We start from the raw sequence: 19,182 nt of genomic DNA, 5'->3' as shown, positions 1-19,182 counted from the left end.
CGCGTGCCTAAACCAGTCGTCGCCCGGTCCATACGACCCGACCGACGATGTCGACCAGGGCGGGATCGATATCGGTCCAGTCGGGATAATGGGCATTGTCGCTGATAACGCTGAAATGGCCGCGCAACGGACCGATCGCGATGCGCTTGACCATCAGCACGCCATCGAGCCGCAGCACATAAACGCCATCGCGCAGCCGCGTCGCATCATCATCATGGTCGACCATGATGTCGTCGCCGTCGCTGAGCGTCGGAGCCATCGATTCGCCGTCAACGCGGATGATCGCCACGCGCTGCGGCCGCACGCCCAGATGGCGCAGCCAGTGCGCGTCGAAGGCCATGACGCCGGCGGCGCGCTCGTCATCGTCGAGCGTGCCGACGCCCGCCGACGCGCCGAGCGACAGGCGCGGCACGGCGACGATGGCGGGCATCGCGCGGGTGCGGAGCGGCGGCGCGGCAGGCGCCGTCGTGCCGCCGAGCAGATGGTCGGCGACGCCGAAATAGCGGGCAAGCACGCGCCGGTCTTCCTCGTCCAGCTTGCGCGGCGTCCCGCGCTTGATGAACTGTTGAATATAAGCGGGGTTGCGGCCGATCAGGCGCGACAGATCCGCATAATTTTCGCCCCGTTCCGCGATCAGCCGGTCGAGCACCATACGGGCGTTGTGAGATTCATCCATATCCTGTCCATAATGATAGGAATTTTCCTAGACAAGTAGGAAATTGGCCTAGAGATAGGAATAACCCTATCGATTCGCAGGGGGCGAGTTGATGCTGGACAACGGGAGTTACCAAAAGATGTTATTGCGCACGATCGAGGCCTTTCTTCGCGAACATGACATCGCCGCCACGCGATTTGGACGCGATTGCGTGCGTGACCCACGGCTCGTGTTCGACCTGCGACAAGGCCGCGAGCCGGGCGAACGCATGAGGAGACGAGTAGAACATTTCATGAACACATATCGCAGGAGCGCGTGCCGATGACAAGCATGGATCATGTTTTCAGCCAGCCCAATCTGGTCGACTATGGAGCCATAGGAAAAAGGCGGCGCGATCCCCTGCCCCAATTGCTGCGCCAGATCATGGCGCGGGCAGGCGATCCGTGCGCGCTGTTGCGCAAGGCGAGCAGGCCCTGGTGCAGCGCCCTGTTCCAGGGGCGGCGGCACGTCATCACGCTGCATATCGACGGCGCGGACGCCGACGCGCGGCAGCGCGCTCTGATCGACGGCATAGGCGAGGCCGAATGGGCGCTGCATGGCCATTTCGTCGCCGACATCACGATCGACGCGGTCCGCGCGTCGGACGGCGGAACCGAGGTCGAGCTGTCGGCGCTGACGATCGAGGAATGGTAGCGGGCGGTCAGCGCGTGCGGGCAGCCATGGTGCGCAACGTGCCGAGCGCGGCGCGCAGCGCTTCGTCGGTATCCGGCTCCACCGCGTCGCGCACCGGCACGGCGGCCGCCACCGGCATGTCGGCGATCACGCCCCGGTCGGTCGGCGCGGGTGCAGCCGCGACGCGCTGGGCCAGACCCCGTTCGAGCCGTTCGGTCAGCTGGGTCAGCGACAGATGACCGGTCGGCGCGGGCGCCGGGGCAGGACCAAAGCGCGGCTCGGGCTGGAGCCGTTCGGGTTCGGCCGATATCGACGGCGACGGCGTTTCGGGCACGCTGGGCATCGCGACGGCGGGCTGGCCTTCGGCGCGGGCGCGACCGGCGACGCGATTGAAGATGTCGAGTCCGTCGAAATCGCGATTGGCGAATATCGGCGCGCGCGCCGGCGCATCGGGATGCGCGTCTGCGCGGCGCAGCGCGGGGCGGCTGTCCGCCGACATGCCTCTGGACCGGCCGCGCGCGAACGCGGTCAGCTTGGATAGTGCGAAACCCATTTTTCTGTCTCCCTTGGCTGGCGCATGCTTGCGTCCGCTTTTCATACCCATCGACCAAACCAGCCCGACCGCCATCAACGCGGCGAAGGCGGCAATCAGCAGCCGGGCGTTGAGGCCCAGCGGCGGCGCGGCGGCGGGGATCGCTTCGGAAAGGCCGGTCGACGCGACCAGCGTTTCGATCACCCCCACCGGCGTCCATATTATCGCAAGTGCAGCGCCGGCCCCCGCCAGCGCGGCCAGCGCGGCATCCCTGTTGCGTATTTTGCCCTTCGTTCGCATGAGGACGCCGCTATGCCGCCGCCCGTGCCGGGCCGGACGCGCCCAGCAGCCGCTGGTACACCGGCTCGTAGCGCAGGATGTTGGCGGACCAGTTGCGCTGGTCCTCGACAAAAGCGCGCGCGATCGCCCGGCGTTCGTCCCAGGTCGCGCGATCGGCGAACAGGCCGGCGAGCGCGGCGGCGAGCGCGGCGGGATCGTCCGGCGCGAACAGCGTGCCGGTGACGCCGTCCTCGATCAGTTCGCGATGGCCGCCGACGCTGGACGCGGCGACCAGCCGGCCCTGCGCCATCGCTTCGAGCGGCTTGAGCGGCGTCACCAGATCGGTCAGGCGCATCGCCTTGCGCGGGTAGGCCAGGATGTCGACCTGGGCATAATAATGTTCGACCTGATCGTGCGGCACGCGGCCGACGAAGACGATATGGTCGGCAAAGGGCGATGCGGTCGCCTGCGCGCGCAATGCGTCCTCGCATGGGCCGCCGCCGACCAGCAGCAGCCTGGCGCTGGGCCGGGCGCGCACGAGTCGCGGCATGGCGGCGATCAGGTCGTCCAGCCCTTCATAATCGTAGAAGCTGCCGATGAAGCCGACGACGTCGGCCCCCTCCAGCCCCAGCTTTGCCGTGAGCGCCGGGTCGCGCGGCGCGGGCACGCCGAACTGTTCCATGTCGACGCCGTTGGGCGACACGATGATCTTGGCCGCGTCCACTCCGCGCGCGACCAGGTCGGCGCGCAGTCCGTCGCAGATCACGGCGACCGCATCGGCGGCGCGCACGGCATGGGTTTCGAGCTGGCGGGTGAGCCAGTAGCGTGGGCTGCCTTCCGCGCCGGTGCCGTTGCCGACCGCCGCATCTTCCCAGAAGGCGCGAATCTCATAGAGCATCGGAATGCCGTGGCGGCGCGCGACGCGCTGGGCGGCGATGGCGTTGAGGACCGGGGAATGGGCGTGGATGATGTCCGGCCGCCATTCGCCCACCAATTGTTCGATCGCGTCGGCATGGGCGGCGATGTCGCGCCATTCGCGCAACAGCGCGTTGCCGGTGGACGGCGGGCCGGGGGTGCGGTGAAAGGTGAGGCCGTCGACCTGCTCCACGTCCGGCCCGTCGCCGCCATGGCGGCGGCCGGTCAGCCCGCGCACCTGCCAGCCCCTGGCCATCTGCGCGCGCAATATGGCGCGGGTGCGGAAGGTATAGCCGCTGTGCAGCGGCAAGCTGTGGTCAAGGACGTGCAGGATGCGAGTCATGACCAACCTATTGCCGCAAAAGGTTTAACGGCCCGTCAACTCTGTCCGGTTAGGGAGGGCATATTCACGCGCGCCCACAGGACGGACCCGGCCAGCACAGATGATCGACGCCTTTACACTGTTGCTGAGCCACGGCGTGATCCTGCTCGCCGCATGGCGGCTGTCGTGGCGGCCCGACCTCGATCGCGATCCGCCGGGCGACGGCGACGGGGCTGACATGCGCGCCAACGCCAATAGTGCCGATTCGCGCCATGCGTGACCTGTTCTTCATCGCCTTTCTGGGCCTGTTCTTCCTGATGGGGTTCAAGCGTCCGTTCCTGCTGGTCGCGGCCTATGCCTATATCGACATCGTTTCGCCCCAGCGGCTGTCCTATGTGCTGCTCAATTCCATTCCCATCTCGGCGCTCGCCTTCCTGCTGGCGGCGGGGGCATGGCTGCTGGTCGACGACAAGAAGGATTGCCGCTTTTCGATCCGGCAGGGGCTTATGCTGATGCTGCTGGGCTATTGCGGTTATACGACGATGACCGCCGACTTCCCGGTCGAGGCGCTGACCAAATGGGACTGGGTGTGGAAGGCGATGGTCTTCGCGATCTTCCTGCCGCTCACGTTGCGCACCAAGCTGCGGATCGAGGCGCTGGCGCTGTTCATGGTGCTGTGCGCGAGCACGATCATCATCAACGGCGGCATGAAGACGGCGCTGGCGGGCGGCGGCTATGGCGTGCTCAACCTGATGGTGACCGACAATAGCGGCATGTATGAAGGCAGCACGATATCGACCATCGCCATCGCGATCATCCCGCTGATCTGGTGGCTGGCGCGGCATGGCACGGTGTTTCCGCCGGGCGACTGGCGCGTGCGCCTGTTCGCGGTGGCGCTGATCGGCGCGTGCCTGCTGATCCCCATCGGCACCGAGACGCGCACCGGGCTGGTGTGCATCGTCCTGCTGTGCGGGCTGGTGCTGATGCGGTCGAAGAAGCGGTTCCTTTATGGCCCGCTGCTGGCGTTCGCCGCGCTGCTGACGATCCCCTTCCTGCCCGCCAGCTTTACCGACCGCATGTCGACGATCGAGAATCACCAGGGCGACGAAAGCGCGTCGACCCGCGTGGCGGTGTGGATGTGGACGCTCGACTATGTGAAGCAGCATCCGGGCGGCGGCGGGTTCGACAATTATCTGGCCAACAGCTTTACCTACAAGGTGCCGGCGGCGATCAGCGAGTTCGGGCGCAGCGAGGCGCGGATCGTCACCGACAAGGGGCGCGCCTATCATAGCGCCTATTTCGAAATGCTGGGCGAACAGGGCTATTTCGGCTTCTTCCTGTGGAGCCTGATCCACCTCATCTCGCTGGCGCGGACCGAAGCGATCCGGCGGCGTTATGCGCGCGACACGACGCCGGCCAACGCGTGGATCGCGCCGCTGGCGCTGGCGTTGCAACAGGGGCACCTTGTCTATCTGCTGGGCGCGCTGTTCATCGGCATCGCCTATCAGCCGTTCGTTTTCATGCTGCTGTCGCTGCACATCGGCCTCGACACCTATCTTGCGCGGCGGCGCAGGGCGCAGGCACAGCCGCCGATGCTGGCAAGGGCGACGGCATGAAGGGCGAATTGCGCAGCCTGACGTCCGCGCGTGGCCTCGCCGCCTGGCTGGTCGTGCTCTATCATATGCGCGCGTCGCTGCCCTGGCTGCCGGTGCCGGCGATGCAGGCGGCGGACAAGGGCTATCTGGCGGTCGATTTCTTCTTCCTGCTGTCGGGCTTCGTCATCTACCTGTCGGCACATGGCGCGCTGGTGCGCCATGGTGCAGGTGCGATCCCCGACTTCCTCTACCGGCGCTTCGCGCGCATCTATCCGCTCTACGCCGTGATGCTGGCGGGAACGATCGCGTTCGCCGCGACGCTGGGGCTGACGGGGCGCGACATGGGCGGCTATCCCTGGCGCGAATTGCCGCTGCACGTCGCGATGATGCAGAATTGGGGATTGACGACCGAACTGCAGTGGAACCACCCGGCCTGGTCGATCAGCGCCGAATTCGCCGCCTATCTGCTGTTCCCGGCGCTGGTGCTGTGGACGCCGATCGGCCGTGCGCGTCGGCCCAACCTGCTGGCGGGCATGATCATCCTGATGGCCTGCCTGTTCCTTGTGATGCTCGAAGGCGGGCAGACGACTTTGGGCGGGGACATCCCGCGCTTTGGCCTGATCCGTTGCCTCGTCGAATTTTCCTGCGGCGCGCTGCTGTGCGCTTTCTGGCTGCGGGGCCGGGACAGCGACCTGCTGTCGATGATCCTGTCGCTTTCGGGCGTCGCCCTGTTCTGGGGTCTGTGGTCGAACGGCCGGGGCAGCGAGATCTGGACCTTTCCCGCTGGCGCCGCCTGCCTGATCCTGGCGCTCGCCCATGCGTCGGGCTTTGCCCGCAATCCGCTGCACTGGCGGCCGTTCGTCTATCTGGGGCAGATAAGCTATGCGACCTATCTGGCGCATTTCATGCTGTGGATCGGGTTCAAGATACTGTGCGTGGACGATGCCGGCACGGTCGGCACCGGGACGGCGGCGGGCTTCCTGCTGATCCTGTTCATCGCGTCGGTCATTCTGCACGAAGGCATCGAAAAGCCGGGACGGGCGTGGCTGGGGCGCGCCCTGCCCCGCCATCGCCGGACGGGGACGGCCAGCCCGGTGCGGCTGCGCTGATCGCCCCGGCAAATGCCGGCGCGGGGGAACAGGGTGGCGAGCGGCGGGTTTTGAAGGCGGTAAGGACATGCCGCACCCCATGGTCATAATCGTTCACGCCGACGACAGCAGCCCAGGCATCACCCGCCGGGCATTGAAACATGGCTGGGCCTATTATCGTGCCGATGGCGCGCGAATCGTCGACCGCGACGAAATCGACCGGCTGAACGCCATCGCCATGCCGCCCGCCTATCGCGACTGCTGGTTCTGCCCGGATGGCGCGGGTCATATCCAGGCGATCGGCTATGACGACCGGGGGCGCAAGCAATATCGCTATCATGCCGATTTCCGCGCGGCGCGCGAGGCGGAGAAATATGCCGGCTGCCCGGATTTCGGCCGGGCGCTGCCAAGGCTGCGCGCGCGGATCGAGGCGGACCTGTCGACGCGCGGGCTGAACAAGCAACGCACGCTGGCGGCGGTCGTGCGCCTGCTCGACCTGGCCAAGGTGCGGGTCGGCAACGAACAATATGCCGCCGCCAACAAGAGCTTTGGCGCGACGACGCTGCGGCGGCGGCATTACGACCTGACCGGCAAGGCGCTGCGGCTGCGCTATCGCGCCAAGTCGGGCAAGGTCCAGGACGTGACCGTCACCGACAAGCGATTGCTGCGCTTCGTGCGTGCGGTGCAGGATCTGCCGGGGCAGCATCTGTTCCAATATCTGGACGAAGCCGGCGAGGCGCGACCGATCACCTCGTCCGACGTCAACGCCTATATCGCCGAGGCGATGGGGGGCAGCTTTACCGCCAAGCATTTCCGCACCTGGGGCGCGTCGGCCATTGCCTACGAAATATTGGCGCAAGGGCATATATCGTTGAAGGCCATGATCGAACCGGTCGCCGCGGCGCTGGGAAATACGCCCGCGATCAGTCGCAAGAGCTATATCCACCCGGCGCTGATCGCGCTGTGCCAGGATGGACAGGATGAATGGCGCGAAGGGCTTCGCCTGCCGCGCCGGACGCGCTATCTGTCCCGCGCCGAACGCGGGCTGATCGCGTTCCTCGACCAGATCGCCGCGCAGCAGCCGATATCGCTCGCGGCCTGACAGACAGGATAGATGACGCAGATGGCGCAAAAGCAGGACGTGAAGATCGTCGGCCTGACCGACAAGCCGCTGAATATCGACCAGATGTGGGACGGAACGCTGGCCTGGATCAGCGCGCACGCGGCCCAGATCATGATCGCCGCCGGCGCGGGCTTCCTGATCTATCTCGCGCTCGCCGCGCTGCGCAGCTTTGGCAAGCGGATCAAGGGCAAGCCGGGCGACACGCTGGGCCTGACCAATGTGCTTGGCCGGGCGTTCGCCAGGACGACCCATTTCTTCATGGTGATGGTCGCCGCGCGGCTGGTGGCGGGCTATGCCGCGCCGCCCGAACTGGTCCGCACGACCATCAACTTCCTGTTCACCATCGCCGCCGTGTTCCAGTGCGCCATCTGGGCGCGCGAAATCGTCCTGGGCCTTATCGAGCGCAAGACCGCAGGCGATGGACATGCCGACACGCTGGCCAACGCGATGTCGCTGATCCGGGTGCTGGTGACGGTGGCGCTGTTCGCGATCGCGCTGATCGTCGTGCTCGACAATCTGGGCGTCAACGTCACCGGGCTGGTCGCGGGCCTGGGCGTCGGCGGCATCGCCATCGGCCTGGCCGCGCAGGGCATTTTTTCGGACCTGTTCGCCGCGCTTTCGATCATCTTCGACAAGCCGTTCCGGCGGGGCGAGACAATCAATTATGACACGACCACCGCCACCGTGGAGCAGATCGGACTCAAGTCCACGCGGCTGCGCGCGGTGACCGGCGAGAAGAAGGTCATTTCCAACGCCAACCTGCTGCAAAAGGAAATCACCAGCTACCAGACGCTCGATCATCGCCGGATCAAGTTCGCCTTTGGCGTGATTTACCAGACCGACCCCGAACTCGCCGGGCGCATTCCCGATATTCTAAGGGAGATCATCGAGGGGCTGGGCGGGATTTTCGTGCGCAGCGGCTTTATCGGCTTTGGCGCGAGCAGCCTGGATTTCGAGGTCGAGTTCGACGTCTATCTGCCGGACTGGGATGCGATCTATCGGATCCGGCACGACGTCGGCCTGGCCATCCTCAAGCGGTTCAATGCCGAGGGCCTGGAATTCGCCTATCCGACGCAGACCAGTTTCACCGCCGCGCCCGACGGACGCACGATCATGCCCTATCCGGAGGTGCAGCAGGTGGTGCGGACGGACAAGGACAGGGACGAACGCTGACCGGGGCGATCAGTTATCGACGCGGTCGGCGCGATGCTCGCCCTTTATCCAGCGCACGGTGCCGGTGCTGGCGCGCATCACCACGCTCTGGGTCGTGAGCCGCCCGCCCGGCAGCCGTTTCACCCCGGCCAGCAGCGATCCGTCGGTCACGCCCGTCGCGGCAAAGATGCAGTCGCCCTTCGCCAGTTCCTTAAGGTCATAGACCCGATCGAGATCGGTGATCCCCCATTTGCGCGCGCGCTGCTTCTCGTCCTCGTTGCGGAACAGCAGCCGCCCCTTGAACTGCCCGCCCACGCAGCGCAGCGCGGCGCAGGCCAGCACCCCTTCGGGCGCGCCGCCCGATCCCATATACATGTCTATGGTGGTTTCGGGATTGGTGGTGGCGATGACGCCGGCGACATCGCCATCGGCGATCAGCATGATGCCGCAGCCGATGGCCCGCAACTGCGCGATCAGCTTTTCATGGCGCGGACGATCAAGCACGCAGACCATGATGTCGCCGGGCTCCACCCCCTTGTGCGCGGCCACCGCTTCGACATTGTCGCGCACCGATTTTTCAAGGTCGATAACGTCGGGCGGATAGCCGGGGCCGACCGCCAGCTTGTCCATATAGACATCGGGCGCGTTGAGCAGGCCGCCTTCCTCCGAGATCGCGAGGACGGACAGCGCGTTCGCCCCCGCCTTTGCCGTGATGGTGGTGCCCTCCAGCGGATCGAGCGCGATGTCTATGCGCGGCCCCGTGCCGATCGCCTTGCCCACTTTCTCGCCGATATAGAGCATGGGCGCTTCGTCGCGCTCGCCCTCGCCGATCACCACGGTGCCGTCCATATACATGCGGTTGAAGGCGCGGCGCATCGCTTCGACCGCAGCGGCATCGGCCGCCTTTTCGTCGCCCCGGCCGACAAGCCGGGACGCGGCGATCGCCGCGGCCTCCGTCACGCGCACCATTTCAAGCACGAGAAAGCGATCAAGGATCGAACTCGCCTGCACCATAGCTTTGACCATCCCATCCTGTTGCTGCGGTTGGGATAAGGAGTCGCGATCTCGTTGTCGAGCGAGTGGCCCGGCTTTTCGCGCCTGTCGGCCAGGTCGCCGAATGCCGGCGACCCGGAATGCCATGCCGGCGTGGCCTATGGCTTCGTCATCGGCCCTATCAATCGAGGATATGCATGACCATCGGCGTATCGAGCAGGCTGTCCGACCCCGCCAGCCGGTCGAGCGTCGCATGGACGCAGCGTTCCTCGCCCGCATGCGTGACGATCGCCACCAGCACGCCATCGTCCTGGTTCGCGCCGCGCTGGATCATGCTTTCGATGGAAACGCCGGCGTCGCGGGTCGCGGCGGCGATCTCGGCGAGCACGCCGGGGCGATCCTGCACCTTGAAGCGCAGATAGGAGCGGCCGATGCGCTTGCCAGCGTCGGCGGGATGCTGCGGCTGGAGCGCGGCGGTCGGCATGGCGAAGGCGTCGCCATATTCGTCGCGCGCGACGTCGATCAGATCGGCGACGACCGCCGATGCGGTCGGCCCCTCGCCCGCGCCTCGCCCCTGGAAAAAGAGGCGGCCGACGAAATTGCCCTCCGCCACCACGGCATTGAGCGATCCGTCGACATGGGCAAGCGGGTGGTCGAGCGGCACCAGCATCGGATGCACGCGCTGGAACAGCCCGTCGGGTCCGTTTTCCGCCATGCCGACCAGCCGGATGCGAAAGCCGAGCGCCGCCGCTTCGGCAATGTCGGCGGCGATGACGTGGCGGATGCCGGTGGTCGCCACATGGGCGAAATCGAGTTCGGTGCCAAAAGCGAGCGACGCCAGGATCGTCAGCTTGTGCGCCGCATCGACGCCGTCGATGTCGAAGCTGGGGTCGGCTTCCGCATAGCCCAGCTCCTGCGCTTCCCTGAGCACTTCGTCGAAGCCGCGCCCCTCCTTTTCCATCGTCGTCAGGATATAGTTGCAGGTGCCGTTGAGGATGCCGTAGACGCGGGAAATCTCGTTGGCGGCCGCGCCCTCGCGCATCCCCTTGATGACGGGTATGCCGCCCGCCACCGCCGCTTCATATTTGAGCGCGACCCCCGATTTTTCCGCGATGCCGGCCAGCGCCAGGCCGTGATGCGCCAGCATCGCCTTGTTGGCGGTGACGAACGGCTTGCCCGCGGTCAGACACTGGCGCGCCAGCGTGAGCGCCGGGCCATCGGCACCGCCGATCAGTTCCACCACAACGTCGATATCGTCGCGGCCCGCCAGCGTCGTCATGTCGTCGACCCATTCATAGGGCGACAAGTCGACGCCGCGATCCTTCGAGCGGTCCCGCGCCGAAATCGCCGTCACCTGGATCGGGCATCCCGCACGCCGGGCGATCAGGTCGCCATTGGTATTGAGCAGCCGAATCACGCCACCGCCCACCGTACCCAGACCGACGAGCGCGACGCGCAGCGGAGCATGGCGGTGAAGATCGGTCATTGTCATCCTATCATGTGGGTTGGTTGCCGGGGGCTGGTTGCGCGGGCGCTGATAGCGGCCAATCGCCGCCAGTCCAAGGAAAAGCCGTCGCCGAACGCCGCCCCGTCAGCCGGCGGCGCGCGTCCGGTCGCACGGTCCCAGCGACTGGATGACGAAGCGATAGTCGGCCCGCGCCGCTTCCGCCTCCTGCACCGACAGGGTGCGAACCGAGCGGGCGGGCAGTTCCTGCGGCAGGCTGCACGTCAGGCGATACCATAGCAGCCCGCCCCGCATCGGCACTTTGGCCGCTTCGTCGACGATTTCGCCCAGCGCGACCGCCCAGCGGGGCGGCTCGCCGGGACGACGCAGGATCGACAGCGACACCGGATCACCCTGTTGCGTCCGCAGGAAAATCTGCGTCTCGCTCTCGCCCGCGACCGTGCCCGCAACGTGAAATGCATCGCCGACGCCGGTGATGCGGGGCGGTGCGCCGTTGGCCACCAGGTCGGCCAGGACCGATTTGACGGTGGCGAGGGTCGCCGGGGTCGCCGCAATCTGCGCGTCGCGCGCGACGAGCTGGATCTGCCCCGGCCGCGCCCCCGGTCGCGCGAAAAGGATGACCTGCGCCTTTTTGAGCCTGGGCAGCTTGCCCCGCGAATCGACCGGCGCATCGTAGAGATAGGCGACCGCGGGGCTGATGCCGCCGTCGCCCCGAATCAAGCCGATGACCTGCGCTTCGACATAAAGGCGGCGATATCCGGGCGTTACTCCCCCCGCCTGCTCGGGCGGCAGGGGTGTCACACGAATGACACGCGCCTGCGCCACCAGGGCCGCGCCGTCGGCCAGATCGGCCAGATCGGCATAGGACAGGCCACTGCCCGCATCCGCGGTCGCGGCGGAAGAGCGCGGCGCACTCTGTGCGGACGCACCGTTTACCGCCGAATGTGCGGCGGAAATGAGGCATAGCGCGGCGACTCGATGGAGCAATATGGAGGATTTCATTTCGCGTTTCGTCCTAACCGATGTGTCCGTGGCCATGATGTCACAGGCAAGCTTTTCCAAGGGCAAATGGTAAACTCAAAGCGCCCCCACGATAAAGCGTTTGCGTCATACGATATGCCGCGATAGGAGTTGATTGGGTAGAAAACGAACGGACAAGGGCCAAAGTTGCCGGGATTCCTATCCCGACGCTTCTGGTCGTTTTCGGCTAATTTGTACAACCTGTTAAAAATGATGAGTTAAGGAGTGTCGTTGCTGAATGGCCTATGCTGACCACTCGCAAGGATCGAGTCGCACAATCTCGATCGTCATCGTTGCCTTGATTCATGCTGTTCTGGGCTATGCCTTCGTCACCGGTCTTGGCATGAAATATGTCAAAAAGGCGGCGGAACAGCTGAACGTCATCGATGTTAAGGAAGAGCCGCCGCCACCCGATGAGGAGCCGCCGCCACCGCCGCCAGACCAGCCGGTAGAACCGCCGCCGGTCGTGGCCCCGCCACCGATCGTGCAAACGCCTGCGCCCGCGCCGACCATGACGGTCGTTCGGACGCCGCCGCCCGTCGTCATCCAGACGCCGGTTGCCGCACCCCCGCCCCCGCCCCCGCCAAAGGTGGCCGCTCAGCGCGCCACGCCGCGTGGCCGTCCGGGCGAATGGGTCACCGATGCCGATTATCCCAGCCGTGCCCAGCGCGAGGAACGGTCGGGCACGACGGGATTCAGGGTGGAAATCGGTACTGACGGGCGAGTCACAAACTGCACCGTTACGTCATCCAGCGGCCATGCGGACCTCGATGCCGAAACTTGCCGCCTGCTTCCTCGCCGTGCGCGTTTCAAGCCGGCCGTGGGCACCGACGGGCAACCCATGACGGACTCGTTCAGCAGCCGTATCGTCTGGCGACTGCCGGAATAATTTTACGGGAAGGTCGCCGCACACCCGCGTGACCTTCCCAATCTATTTGATCCATTTGAGAGGGAAGTCTTGAACATGTTGATGTCACTCGCAGCAGCCGCCGCCCCCGAGGCCGCAGCAAACCCTTATGGCCTTTGGGAAGCGCTCGAACAGGGCGGCACGATCGCCTGGACCGTCTTCATCATTCTGGTCGGCATGTCGGTTGGCACCTTCTACATCCTGTTCACCAAGCTGATCGAACAGCAGAAGGTCATCAACCAGGGCAAGAAGGTTCGCGCGACCTTCTGGCGCGCCGCCAACATCAAGGAAGGCTCCGCCAAGCTCGAAAAGAACTCCGCCTACAAGCAGATCGTCGATGACGGCGTGAAGGCGCAGGAAGAGCATACCAAGCTGACCGACCCGGTCGAAGCCCATGACTGGCTGCACGGTTCGCTCGCGCGTTCGGAAGCCGCGATCAATTCCAGCCTGGGCGGCGGTCTCGCCTTCCTCGCCACCGTCGGCGCAACCTCGCCGTTCATCGGTCTGTTCGGTACGGTTATCGGCATCTACCGCGCGCTGATCAAGATCGGCGCCGCCGGTCAGGCGTCGATCGACGCGGTCGCAGGCCCCGTCGGTGAAGCGCTCATCATGACCGCCCTGGGTCTGGCCGTGGCCGTTCCCGCGGTGCTCGCCTACAACTTCCTGCAGCGCCGCAACAAGTCGATCGCGGAACAGCTGAACGGCTTCACCGTCGACCTGCTGGCCTATCTGGTGTCGAACGGCGCGGTCAAGCCCAGCATCGCCGCCGCTCCGGTTGCGCCTGCCGCCAAGCCGGCCGCCGCGCCGACCAAGGCCTGATCCCATAGGTGCCGGCATGGCGAAGGGACAGCTGCGGTCCCTTCCGTCCATGCCGGCCATGGACCCCAACAGGGGCTCATCGACACGCATGTTAGGATACTGATCAATGGCAATGAGTGTTGGATCCGACGGCAGCGACGAAAAGCCGATGTCCGACATCAACACGACGCCGCTCGTCGACGTCATGTTGGTTCTGCTCATCATCTTTCTCATCGCGATCCCGGTCGTCGTCCAGTCCGTGGAACTCAACCTTCCCAAGGTCGCGTTCGAGCCGACTACGACCAAGCCCGAAAATGTCTCGCTCTCCGTGCTGGGCGACACCGACGGCAGCTGCGCGGTCTACTGGAACATGACCCGGGTCAGTTCGGAAGACCTGCTCAACCGCGCGGTCGCCAAGCTGAAGGCGGATATCGACAAGGCCGGCGGCGTCGAAAATCTGACGCCCGAGGATTTGCCCGAAGTGCATATCCGCGGCGACATCAACACCCCCTATCGGTGCATCGGCGGAACCATCTATACGATGCAGCGCGCCGGTTTTCCGAAGGTCGGCTTCATTTCCGAACCCGCACCGGGCCAGGGCGTCCAACGCCTCTGACAACCCGGCTGCGGCCCGTTCTATCTAGGAGTATCGCCCATGGCCATGAGTGCCGGTAAAGACGATGGCGAACCGATGATGGAAATGAACACGACGCCGCTCATCGACGTCATGCTCGTTCTCCTCATCATGTTCATCATCACCATCCCGATCCAGACCCACGCGGTGAAGATCGACCTGCCCCAGAACGCGCCGCCGACCGACACGGTCGTCGACCCGGTCAAGAACAAGGTCGCCATCGACCCGGCGGGCGTCATCACCTGGAACGGATCGCCGATCGACCTGCTGACGCTGCGTCAGTATCTTCAGCAGTCGCTGCGCCTGCCGGTCGAGCCGGAACTCCAGTTCCAGCCCGCGCCGCAGACCCGCTACGTGACCGTCGACGAGGTTCTGGCCGAGATCAAGCGGGCCGGCGTTACCAAGCTGGGCTTCGTTGGCAATGAACAATATGGCAATTTCTGACCTGGCGCCTGCCCGGTCCTAGCCCGTTTCGGGATCGGCTTTCCCCGGTTGTCCGGGACAGGCGGGCCGGTTGACCGGCAGGATTGTTATCCAGCAGAAATGAGAGAGGGGCCGCTTTCGAGCGGCCCTTTTTTTGCGCGCCCGGATCGGATCCGACCGCGGCAAGCGAGCGCGGCGAACGACATGAACCGCTATATCGGAACCCCGGATGACGCCCGGAAAAGTCGCTCGCCCTGCCTGCCTGCCGACAGATCCCCATCGCTGTCCATGCTCTTCCTCCAGCGCCCTGCCTGTGCGTCTTTGCCCGCGCCCCTGCCCGTGCCGTTGGCCTGACTCTCTGCTTGCGTGCCCTGCCCGTGACTCTCGGCCCGTCTCTCTCGGGCAGTCTCTCTCGGCCCGTGCCTCTACGCCTGTGCCTCTACGCCTGTGCGCTTCTGCCCGTGCCGCTCTGCCCGCGCACCCCTGCGCGCGCCGTTCGACAGAAAGGCGGTACGGCTTAACCAATTGCTAGGGCTAATCTGTCACGATCGGGCGTCAGGACGATAGAATCGAAAAATGGGCGCCGAGAAGCAGATCGATCACAGCAACAGCACCCGTGTGGCCGAGCGCCGTCACGTGGTCATTGCCGTCAAGGTCCGCCGCCCCGGCGAGACATGGTTTTCCAGCCGCATCGTCAACGCATCGACAACGGGGTTCCGCCTGCAAAGCTTCATGCGGTTGCAGGTCGGATCGGAGCTGTGGGTGATGCTGCCCGGATTTGAGGGACGTCGCGCACGAGTATTGTGGACGCGGGCGCATGAGGCGGGCTGCGCCTTCGAGCGGCCGCTTCATCCCGCGATCCTCGACCATATCGTCAAATATGCCCGGAGCGGGCAAAGCTGACCAGCCGATCAGGCGGCGTCCTGGAACTGGAGGCTCGCGAGCCGGGCATAGAGGCCGCCCTGCGCCATCAGCGCGGCATGATCGCCCTGTTCGACGATCGCGCCCCGGTCCATCACGATGATACGGTCGGCGGCGCGCACGGTGGCGAGGCGATGGGCGATCACGATGGTCGTCCGGCCCCGCATCAACCGGCCCAGCGCATCCTGCACCAGCCGTTCCGATTCAGCGTCCAGTGCCGAGGTGGCCTCGTCCAGCAACAGCAGCGGCGCATCGCGCAACAGCGCCCTGGCGATCGACACGCGCTGGCGCTGCCCCCCCGACAGGCGCGCGCCGGCCTCCCCCAGTTCACTGTCCAGCCCGTGCGGCAGGGCGCGCAGAAATTCCGCCGCATTGGCCGCGCGGGCCGCGTCCCAGATTTCCGCATCGGTCGCATCCCAGCGACCGTAGCGCAAATTGTCGCGTGCCGAGGCGGCGAAGATGACGCTGTCCTGCGGCACCAGCGCCATCATCGCCCGGATCGCCGCCGGGTCGGCGCGTTCGAACGGTACGCCGTTCAGCGCGATGGCGCCCGCATCGGGATCGTAGAAGCGCTGCGCCAGTTGAAACAGCGTCGTCTTGCCGGCGCCCGACGGGCCGACCACCGCGATCGTCTCGCCGGGTTCCACAACCAGGTCGATGCCGTTGAGGGCGGCAAGATCGGGCCGGGTCGGATAATGGAAGCGCACGGCCGAAAAGCGGAGCCGCGCGCCGTTCCCCTGCGGGATCGGCTGCGGATCGACAGGCGGCTGGATCTGCGGCACCGCGCGCATCAGTTCGTGCAACCGCCCGGCCGCGCCCGCGCCACGCAGCAGGTCGCCCCAGACCTCTGAGAGCGATCCGAACGCGCCCGCCACCAGCCCGCCGGTAAGGACGAAGGCGGCGATGCTGCCCCCCGACAGGCGACCGGCGGCGACATCGACCGCGCCCTGCCACATCACCGCGACGATCGCGCCGAAGATGAGGGCGATGACGATCGCGGTCATGAAGGCGCGCAGGCGAATGCGGCTGCGCGCGGCGGCGAAGCCGCGTTCCACGGTGTCGTCGAAACGAGCCGCTTCCCGCGCCTCCTGCCCGAAGGACTGGACGATCCGCATGGCGCCCAGCACTTCGGTCGTCATGCTGCCGACGGCGGCGAGCCGGTCCTGGCTGGCGCGCGACAGGTTGCGGACGCGCCGGCCCATGACGATGATCGGCACCAGGACCAGCGGGATGCCAAGCAGCAGCAGCCCCGCCAGCTTTGGCGCCAGCGCGAACAGATAGGCCAGACCGCCAATGCCCGTCACCGCGTTGCGCAGGGCGATGGAGATGGTCGACCCGACGATCTGATCGATGATCGCGGTGTCGGCGGTCATGCGCGACGCGATTTCGGACGGCCGGTTTTCTTCGAAGAAGGCCGGCGGCTGGCGCAACAGATTGGCCTGGGTCGCCGAACGAATGTCGGCGACGACGCGCTCGCCGAGCCAGGACACGAAATAGAAGCGCGCGGCCGTGGACAAGGCGAGGATGACGACGATCAGGAAGAGATATTGGAACCAGCGGCCGATATCGTCGGCTCCGCCGGCAAAGCCGCGGTCGATCACCAGCTTGAAACCGCTGGGTATGGCGAGGGTCGCGGCCGACGATACGAGCAGCGCGCCGGCCGCAGCCGCGATCCGCGCGGGATAGCGTCGCGCCGCATGCCACAGCATCGACAGACTGCCGATCGGCGCCCGATCCCTGATGTCCCTGTCCTTCATGGCGCGCGCTTAGCAGGGCGCGGTTATGCCCTCAATCTGTATGTTGCGGGCAGCGGGTGAGCCACGGTTCACGGTGTTTCGGTCGGCACGATCTTTGGCGCGGGGATGGCATCCTTGGCGCTCAGCACGGTCGGCGGCGCGCCCTTCTGAATGGCGGCGGCGAGCTTGCCGAGCGGCGCGCAATTATCGGCGCATATCTTTTGCGCCTGCGCCAGATTTTCCTTCGCCTTGGCGACGGCGCCCTTTTCCACCATCGCCTCTCCCTGCCCGACCAGGGCATAGACGTCGGTAGGATCAAGCAGCAGCGCTTCGCGATAAAGGCGGATCGCCTTGCCCTGCAAACCCTGCGCGCGGGCGACGCCGGCAAGAGCGATATAGGCCCCGCGATTGCGCGGATCGACCGCCAGCGCGGTTTCATAGGCATCGGTCGCGGCGGACAGGTCGCCCGCCTTCGCCGCGCCTTCGCCCGCGCGCATCCATTCGATCGACAAGGGGTCGATCTGGGCGTCCGGGCGCTGGGTCAGGCCGACGCTGGAAACGGTGGTCAACAGGACGGCAAGGGCAATCGAAGCAGGCGTGAAACGCATTATGGTCTCCAGGAGCGACTCCCCGGAAATGTGGTCATTCCGCACGCCAATGTCCATGGCCTGTTTTTCAGCCATGCACGAGCGTTGCGAAGAAAAAGCCGTCGGTCCCGTCATGGCCGGGTGTCAACAGCCAACCGCGTCCGTGGGCACGACCCACGCCGACCGCACCCTGCACCGCGCGCCAGCCGGGATGACGGGTGAGAAATCCGTCCACCTGATCGCGTCCCTCCCTGTCCGTCAGCGCACACACAGCATAGACCAGTCGGCCGCCGGGCGCCAGCAACGGCGCGGCGAAATCGAGGATGCGGGCCTGGGTGGCGACCAGCCGGTCGAGCCGCGCCGCCGTCAGCCGCCAGCGCGCCTCCGGGTTGCGCCGCCAGGTGCCGGTGCCCGAACAGGGCGCGTCGATGAGCACGACATCCGCCTGACCGATGAGCGGTTCCAGCCCCTGCGCCTCATGACCTTCATCCAGCAGCAGGGTTTCGATGGATATGGCCCCTGCGCGCTGCGCGCGCGGCGACAGGCGCGCGAGCCGGGCGCGGTTGGTGTCGGCGGCGATGAGCCGGCCCTTGCCACCCATCGCCGCGGCGAGCGCCAGCGTCTTGCCCCCGGCCCCGGCGCACAGGTCGATGACGGTCATGCCGGGCCGCGCGCCACAGGCAGCGCCAAGGACCTGGCTGCCGGCATCCTGCACTTCGACCAGCCCCAGCGCCCATGCCTCGCCCTGCTCGACCGCGGTCCCCTCCGGCAGGCGCAGCGCGTCGGGCAGGCCGGGGACGGGCTGCGCCTGCGGGAAGAGCGGCGCGACATCGGCGGGCGTGGCCTTGAGCCGGTTGACGCGCAGGTCGATCGGCGCGCGGCCAAGCAGGGCGTCCTGTTCGACCGGCGCGGCGAGCAGGGGCGCGATCCAGCCGGGCACCGCGCCGGCGGGCGCGCCCGGTTCGGCGGGGTCGATGGGTGCTGGCGCGTGCGGCGATCCGTCGAACAGGACGGCCAGGTCAGGCCGTTCGCGCGCGAGCCCGACCAGCGCGGCGCGGCCATCGTCCGGCCGGTCGCCCGCTCGCCGGATCGCGGCATAGACATGGTCGCGCACCGCACGTCGATCCTTCGAACCGGCATAGCGTCGTTCGCGGAAATAGCGCGCGATGAGCGTGTCGGCCGCCGGTCCGCCGTCGCGCGCGGCGGCGATGATGGCGTCGAGCAGGTCGATCGCGGCCTGGAGGCGCGCGGCGGGAGTCATGGCCTTGCCGGCACGGTCGAACGCAGGCGCGCGCGCCGCGTCGAAGAGAGCATCGACAGGGGAACCCGAAGGATCAAGGCCGGCCCCGGACATGGGGCTTGGAC

The 19,182-nt window shown here is 66.5% G+C and carries 20 protein-coding genes; 11 read left to right on the top strand and 9 right to left on the bottom strand.

All coding sequences use genetic code 11. The features are described from left to right. Nucleotides 1-7 precede the first annotated feature (7 nt). Nucleotides 8-676 carry a S24 family peptidase gene (locus tag WG908_RS10990; protein WP_340186629.1) on the bottom strand — a complete coding sequence of 223 codons (669 nt, stop codon included), beginning with the start codon at nt 674-676 and terminating at the stop codon, nt 8-10. A gap of 300 nt (nt 677-976) precedes the next feature. Between WG908_RS10990 and WG908_RS10980 the strand changes: the two genes are divergently transcribed. Then, on the top strand, nt 977-1,348 hold the full coding sequence (locus WG908_RS10980; protein ID WP_340186628.1) for a hypothetical protein: 372 nt from the start codon (nt 977-979) through the stop codon (nt 1,346-1,348). Nucleotides 1,349-1,355: 7 nt separating this feature from the next. Here WG908_RS10980 and WG908_RS10975 read toward each other — a convergent pair whose 3' ends face one another. Beyond that, nucleotides 1,356-2,159, bottom strand: coding sequence for a hypothetical protein (locus WG908_RS10975; RefSeq protein WP_340186627.1), 804 nt, complete (start codon nt 2,157-2,159; stop codon nt 1,356-1,358). Between the two features lie 10 nt (nt 2,160-2,169). Further along, on the bottom strand, nt 2,170-3,396 hold the full coding sequence (locus tag WG908_RS10970; protein ID WP_340186626.1) for a TIGR04063 family PEP-CTERM/XrtA system glycosyltransferase: 1,227 nt from the start codon (nt 3,394-3,396) through the stop codon (nt 2,170-2,172). A gap of 100 nt (nt 3,397-3,496) precedes the next feature. On the opposite strand from WG908_RS10970, the gene WG908_RS10965 reads away from it, so the two are divergent. From WG908_RS10965 to WG908_RS10945, 5 genes are all read left to right on the top strand, one after another. Next, entirely contained in the window at nt 3,497-3,655 is a 159-nt protein-coding gene (locus WG908_RS10965) for a hypothetical protein (protein ID WP_340186625.1), read from the top strand. Next, nucleotides 3,648-4,991 carry a DUF5935 domain-containing protein gene (locus WG908_RS10960; RefSeq protein WP_340186624.1) on the top strand — a complete coding sequence of 448 codons (1,344 nt, stop codon included), beginning with the start codon at nt 3,648-3,650 and terminating at the stop codon, nt 4,989-4,991. The genes WG908_RS10965 and WG908_RS10960 overlap by 8 nt, the downstream gene beginning before the upstream one ends. Further along, a complete protein-coding gene (locus WG908_RS10955; RefSeq protein ID WP_340186623.1) occupies nt 4,988-6,079 on the top strand; it encodes an acyltransferase family protein in 1,092 nt (363 codons plus the stop codon). Before WG908_RS10960 ends, WG908_RS10955 begins: the two co-directional genes overlap by 4 nt. Before the next feature lie 79 nt (nt 6,080-6,158). Beyond that, nucleotides 6,159-7,160, top strand: a complete 1,002-nt coding sequence (locus WG908_RS10950) for a DNA topoisomerase IB (RefSeq protein WP_340186622.1) — start codon at nt 6,159-6,161, stop codon at nt 7,158-7,160. Between the two features lie 21 nt (nt 7,161-7,181). Next, nucleotides 7,182-8,354: a mechanosensitive ion channel family protein gene (locus tag WG908_RS10945; RefSeq protein WP_340186621.1), complete on the top strand. Its 1,173-nt coding sequence runs from the start codon at nt 7,182-7,184 to the stop codon at nt 8,352-8,354. Between the two features lie 9 nt (nt 8,355-8,363). Here WG908_RS10945 and glpX read toward each other — a convergent pair whose 3' ends face one another. From glpX to WG908_RS10930, 3 genes are all read right to left on the bottom strand, one after another. Next, nucleotides 8,364-9,347 (bottom strand): class II fructose-bisphosphatase, encoded by a 984-nt coding sequence (gene glpX / locus WG908_RS10940; RefSeq protein WP_340186766.1) that lies wholly within the window; start codon nt 9,345-9,347, stop codon nt 8,364-8,366. Nucleotides 9,348-9,507: 160 nt separating this feature from the next. Continuing rightward, entirely contained in the window at nt 9,508-10,812 is a 1,305-nt protein-coding gene (locus tag WG908_RS10935; protein WP_340186620.1) for a homoserine dehydrogenase, read from the bottom strand. A gap of 105 nt (nt 10,813-10,917) precedes the next feature. Continuing rightward, a complete protein-coding gene (locus WG908_RS10930) occupies nt 10,918-11,793 on the bottom strand; it encodes a hypothetical protein (protein WP_340186619.1) in 876 nt (291 codons plus the stop codon). Nucleotides 11,794-12,049: 256 nt separating this feature from the next. On the opposite strand from WG908_RS10930, the gene WG908_RS10925 reads away from it, so the two are divergent. The 5 genes from WG908_RS10925 (at nt 12,050) to WG908_RS10905 (ending at nt 15,476) form a co-directional block, all read left to right on the top strand. After that, nucleotides 12,050-12,700, top strand: a complete 651-nt coding sequence (locus tag WG908_RS10925) for an energy transducer TonB (RefSeq protein WP_340186618.1) — start codon at nt 12,050-12,052, stop codon at nt 12,698-12,700. Between the two features lie 75 nt (nt 12,701-12,775). Continuing rightward, the gene (locus tag WG908_RS10920) at nt 12,776-13,537 is read left to right on the top strand and encodes a MotA/TolQ/ExbB proton channel family protein (RefSeq protein ID WP_340186617.1); all 762 of its coding nucleotides are present in this window, start codon (nt 12,776-12,778) and stop codon (nt 13,535-13,537) included. Between the two features lie 106 nt (nt 13,538-13,643). Next, nucleotides 13,644-14,132 (top strand): ExbD/TolR family protein, encoded by a 489-nt coding sequence (locus tag WG908_RS10915; protein WP_340186616.1) that lies wholly within the window; start codon nt 13,644-13,646, stop codon nt 14,130-14,132. Between the two features lie 39 nt (nt 14,133-14,171). Further along, nucleotides 14,172-14,594, top strand: a complete 423-nt coding sequence (locus WG908_RS10910) for an ExbD/TolR family protein (RefSeq protein WP_340186615.1) — start codon at nt 14,172-14,174, stop codon at nt 14,592-14,594. Nucleotides 14,595-15,149: 555 nt separating this feature from the next. Further along, nucleotides 15,150-15,476, top strand: a complete 327-nt coding sequence (locus WG908_RS10905; protein ID WP_340186614.1) for a PilZ domain-containing protein — start codon at nt 15,150-15,152, stop codon at nt 15,474-15,476. An 8-nt stretch (nt 15,477-15,484) separates the two neighbouring features. Here WG908_RS10905 and WG908_RS10900 read toward each other — a convergent pair whose 3' ends face one another. The 3 genes from WG908_RS10900 to WG908_RS10890 form a co-directional block, all read right to left on the bottom strand. Further along, nucleotides 15,485-17,251 (bottom strand): ABC transporter transmembrane domain-containing protein, encoded by a 1,767-nt coding sequence (locus WG908_RS10900; protein WP_340186613.1) that lies wholly within the window; start codon nt 17,249-17,251, stop codon nt 15,485-15,487. A gap of 68 nt (nt 17,252-17,319) precedes the next feature. Then, complete coding sequence (locus tag WG908_RS10895; RefSeq protein ID WP_340186612.1) at nt 17,320-17,838, bottom strand: hypothetical protein; 519 nt, start codon at nt 17,836-17,838, stop codon at nt 17,320-17,322. 67 nt (nt 17,839-17,905) lie between these two features. After that, nucleotides 17,906-19,078 carry an RsmB/NOP family class I SAM-dependent RNA methyltransferase gene (locus WG908_RS10890; RefSeq protein WP_340186765.1) on the bottom strand — a complete coding sequence of 391 codons (1,173 nt, stop codon included), beginning with the start codon at nt 19,076-19,078 and terminating at the stop codon, nt 17,906-17,908. Between the last annotated feature and the right edge of the window lie 104 nt (nt 19,079-19,182).

Origin of the sequence: Sphingobium anseongense (assembly GCF_037725245.1) — a bacterium.
GTDB lineage: Bacteria > Pseudomonadota > Alphaproteobacteria > Sphingomonadales > Sphingomonadaceae > Sphingobium.
The sequence above is the reverse complement of the archived record's forward strand: the minus strand, read 5'-3'. Positions and strand labels throughout refer to the sequence as shown.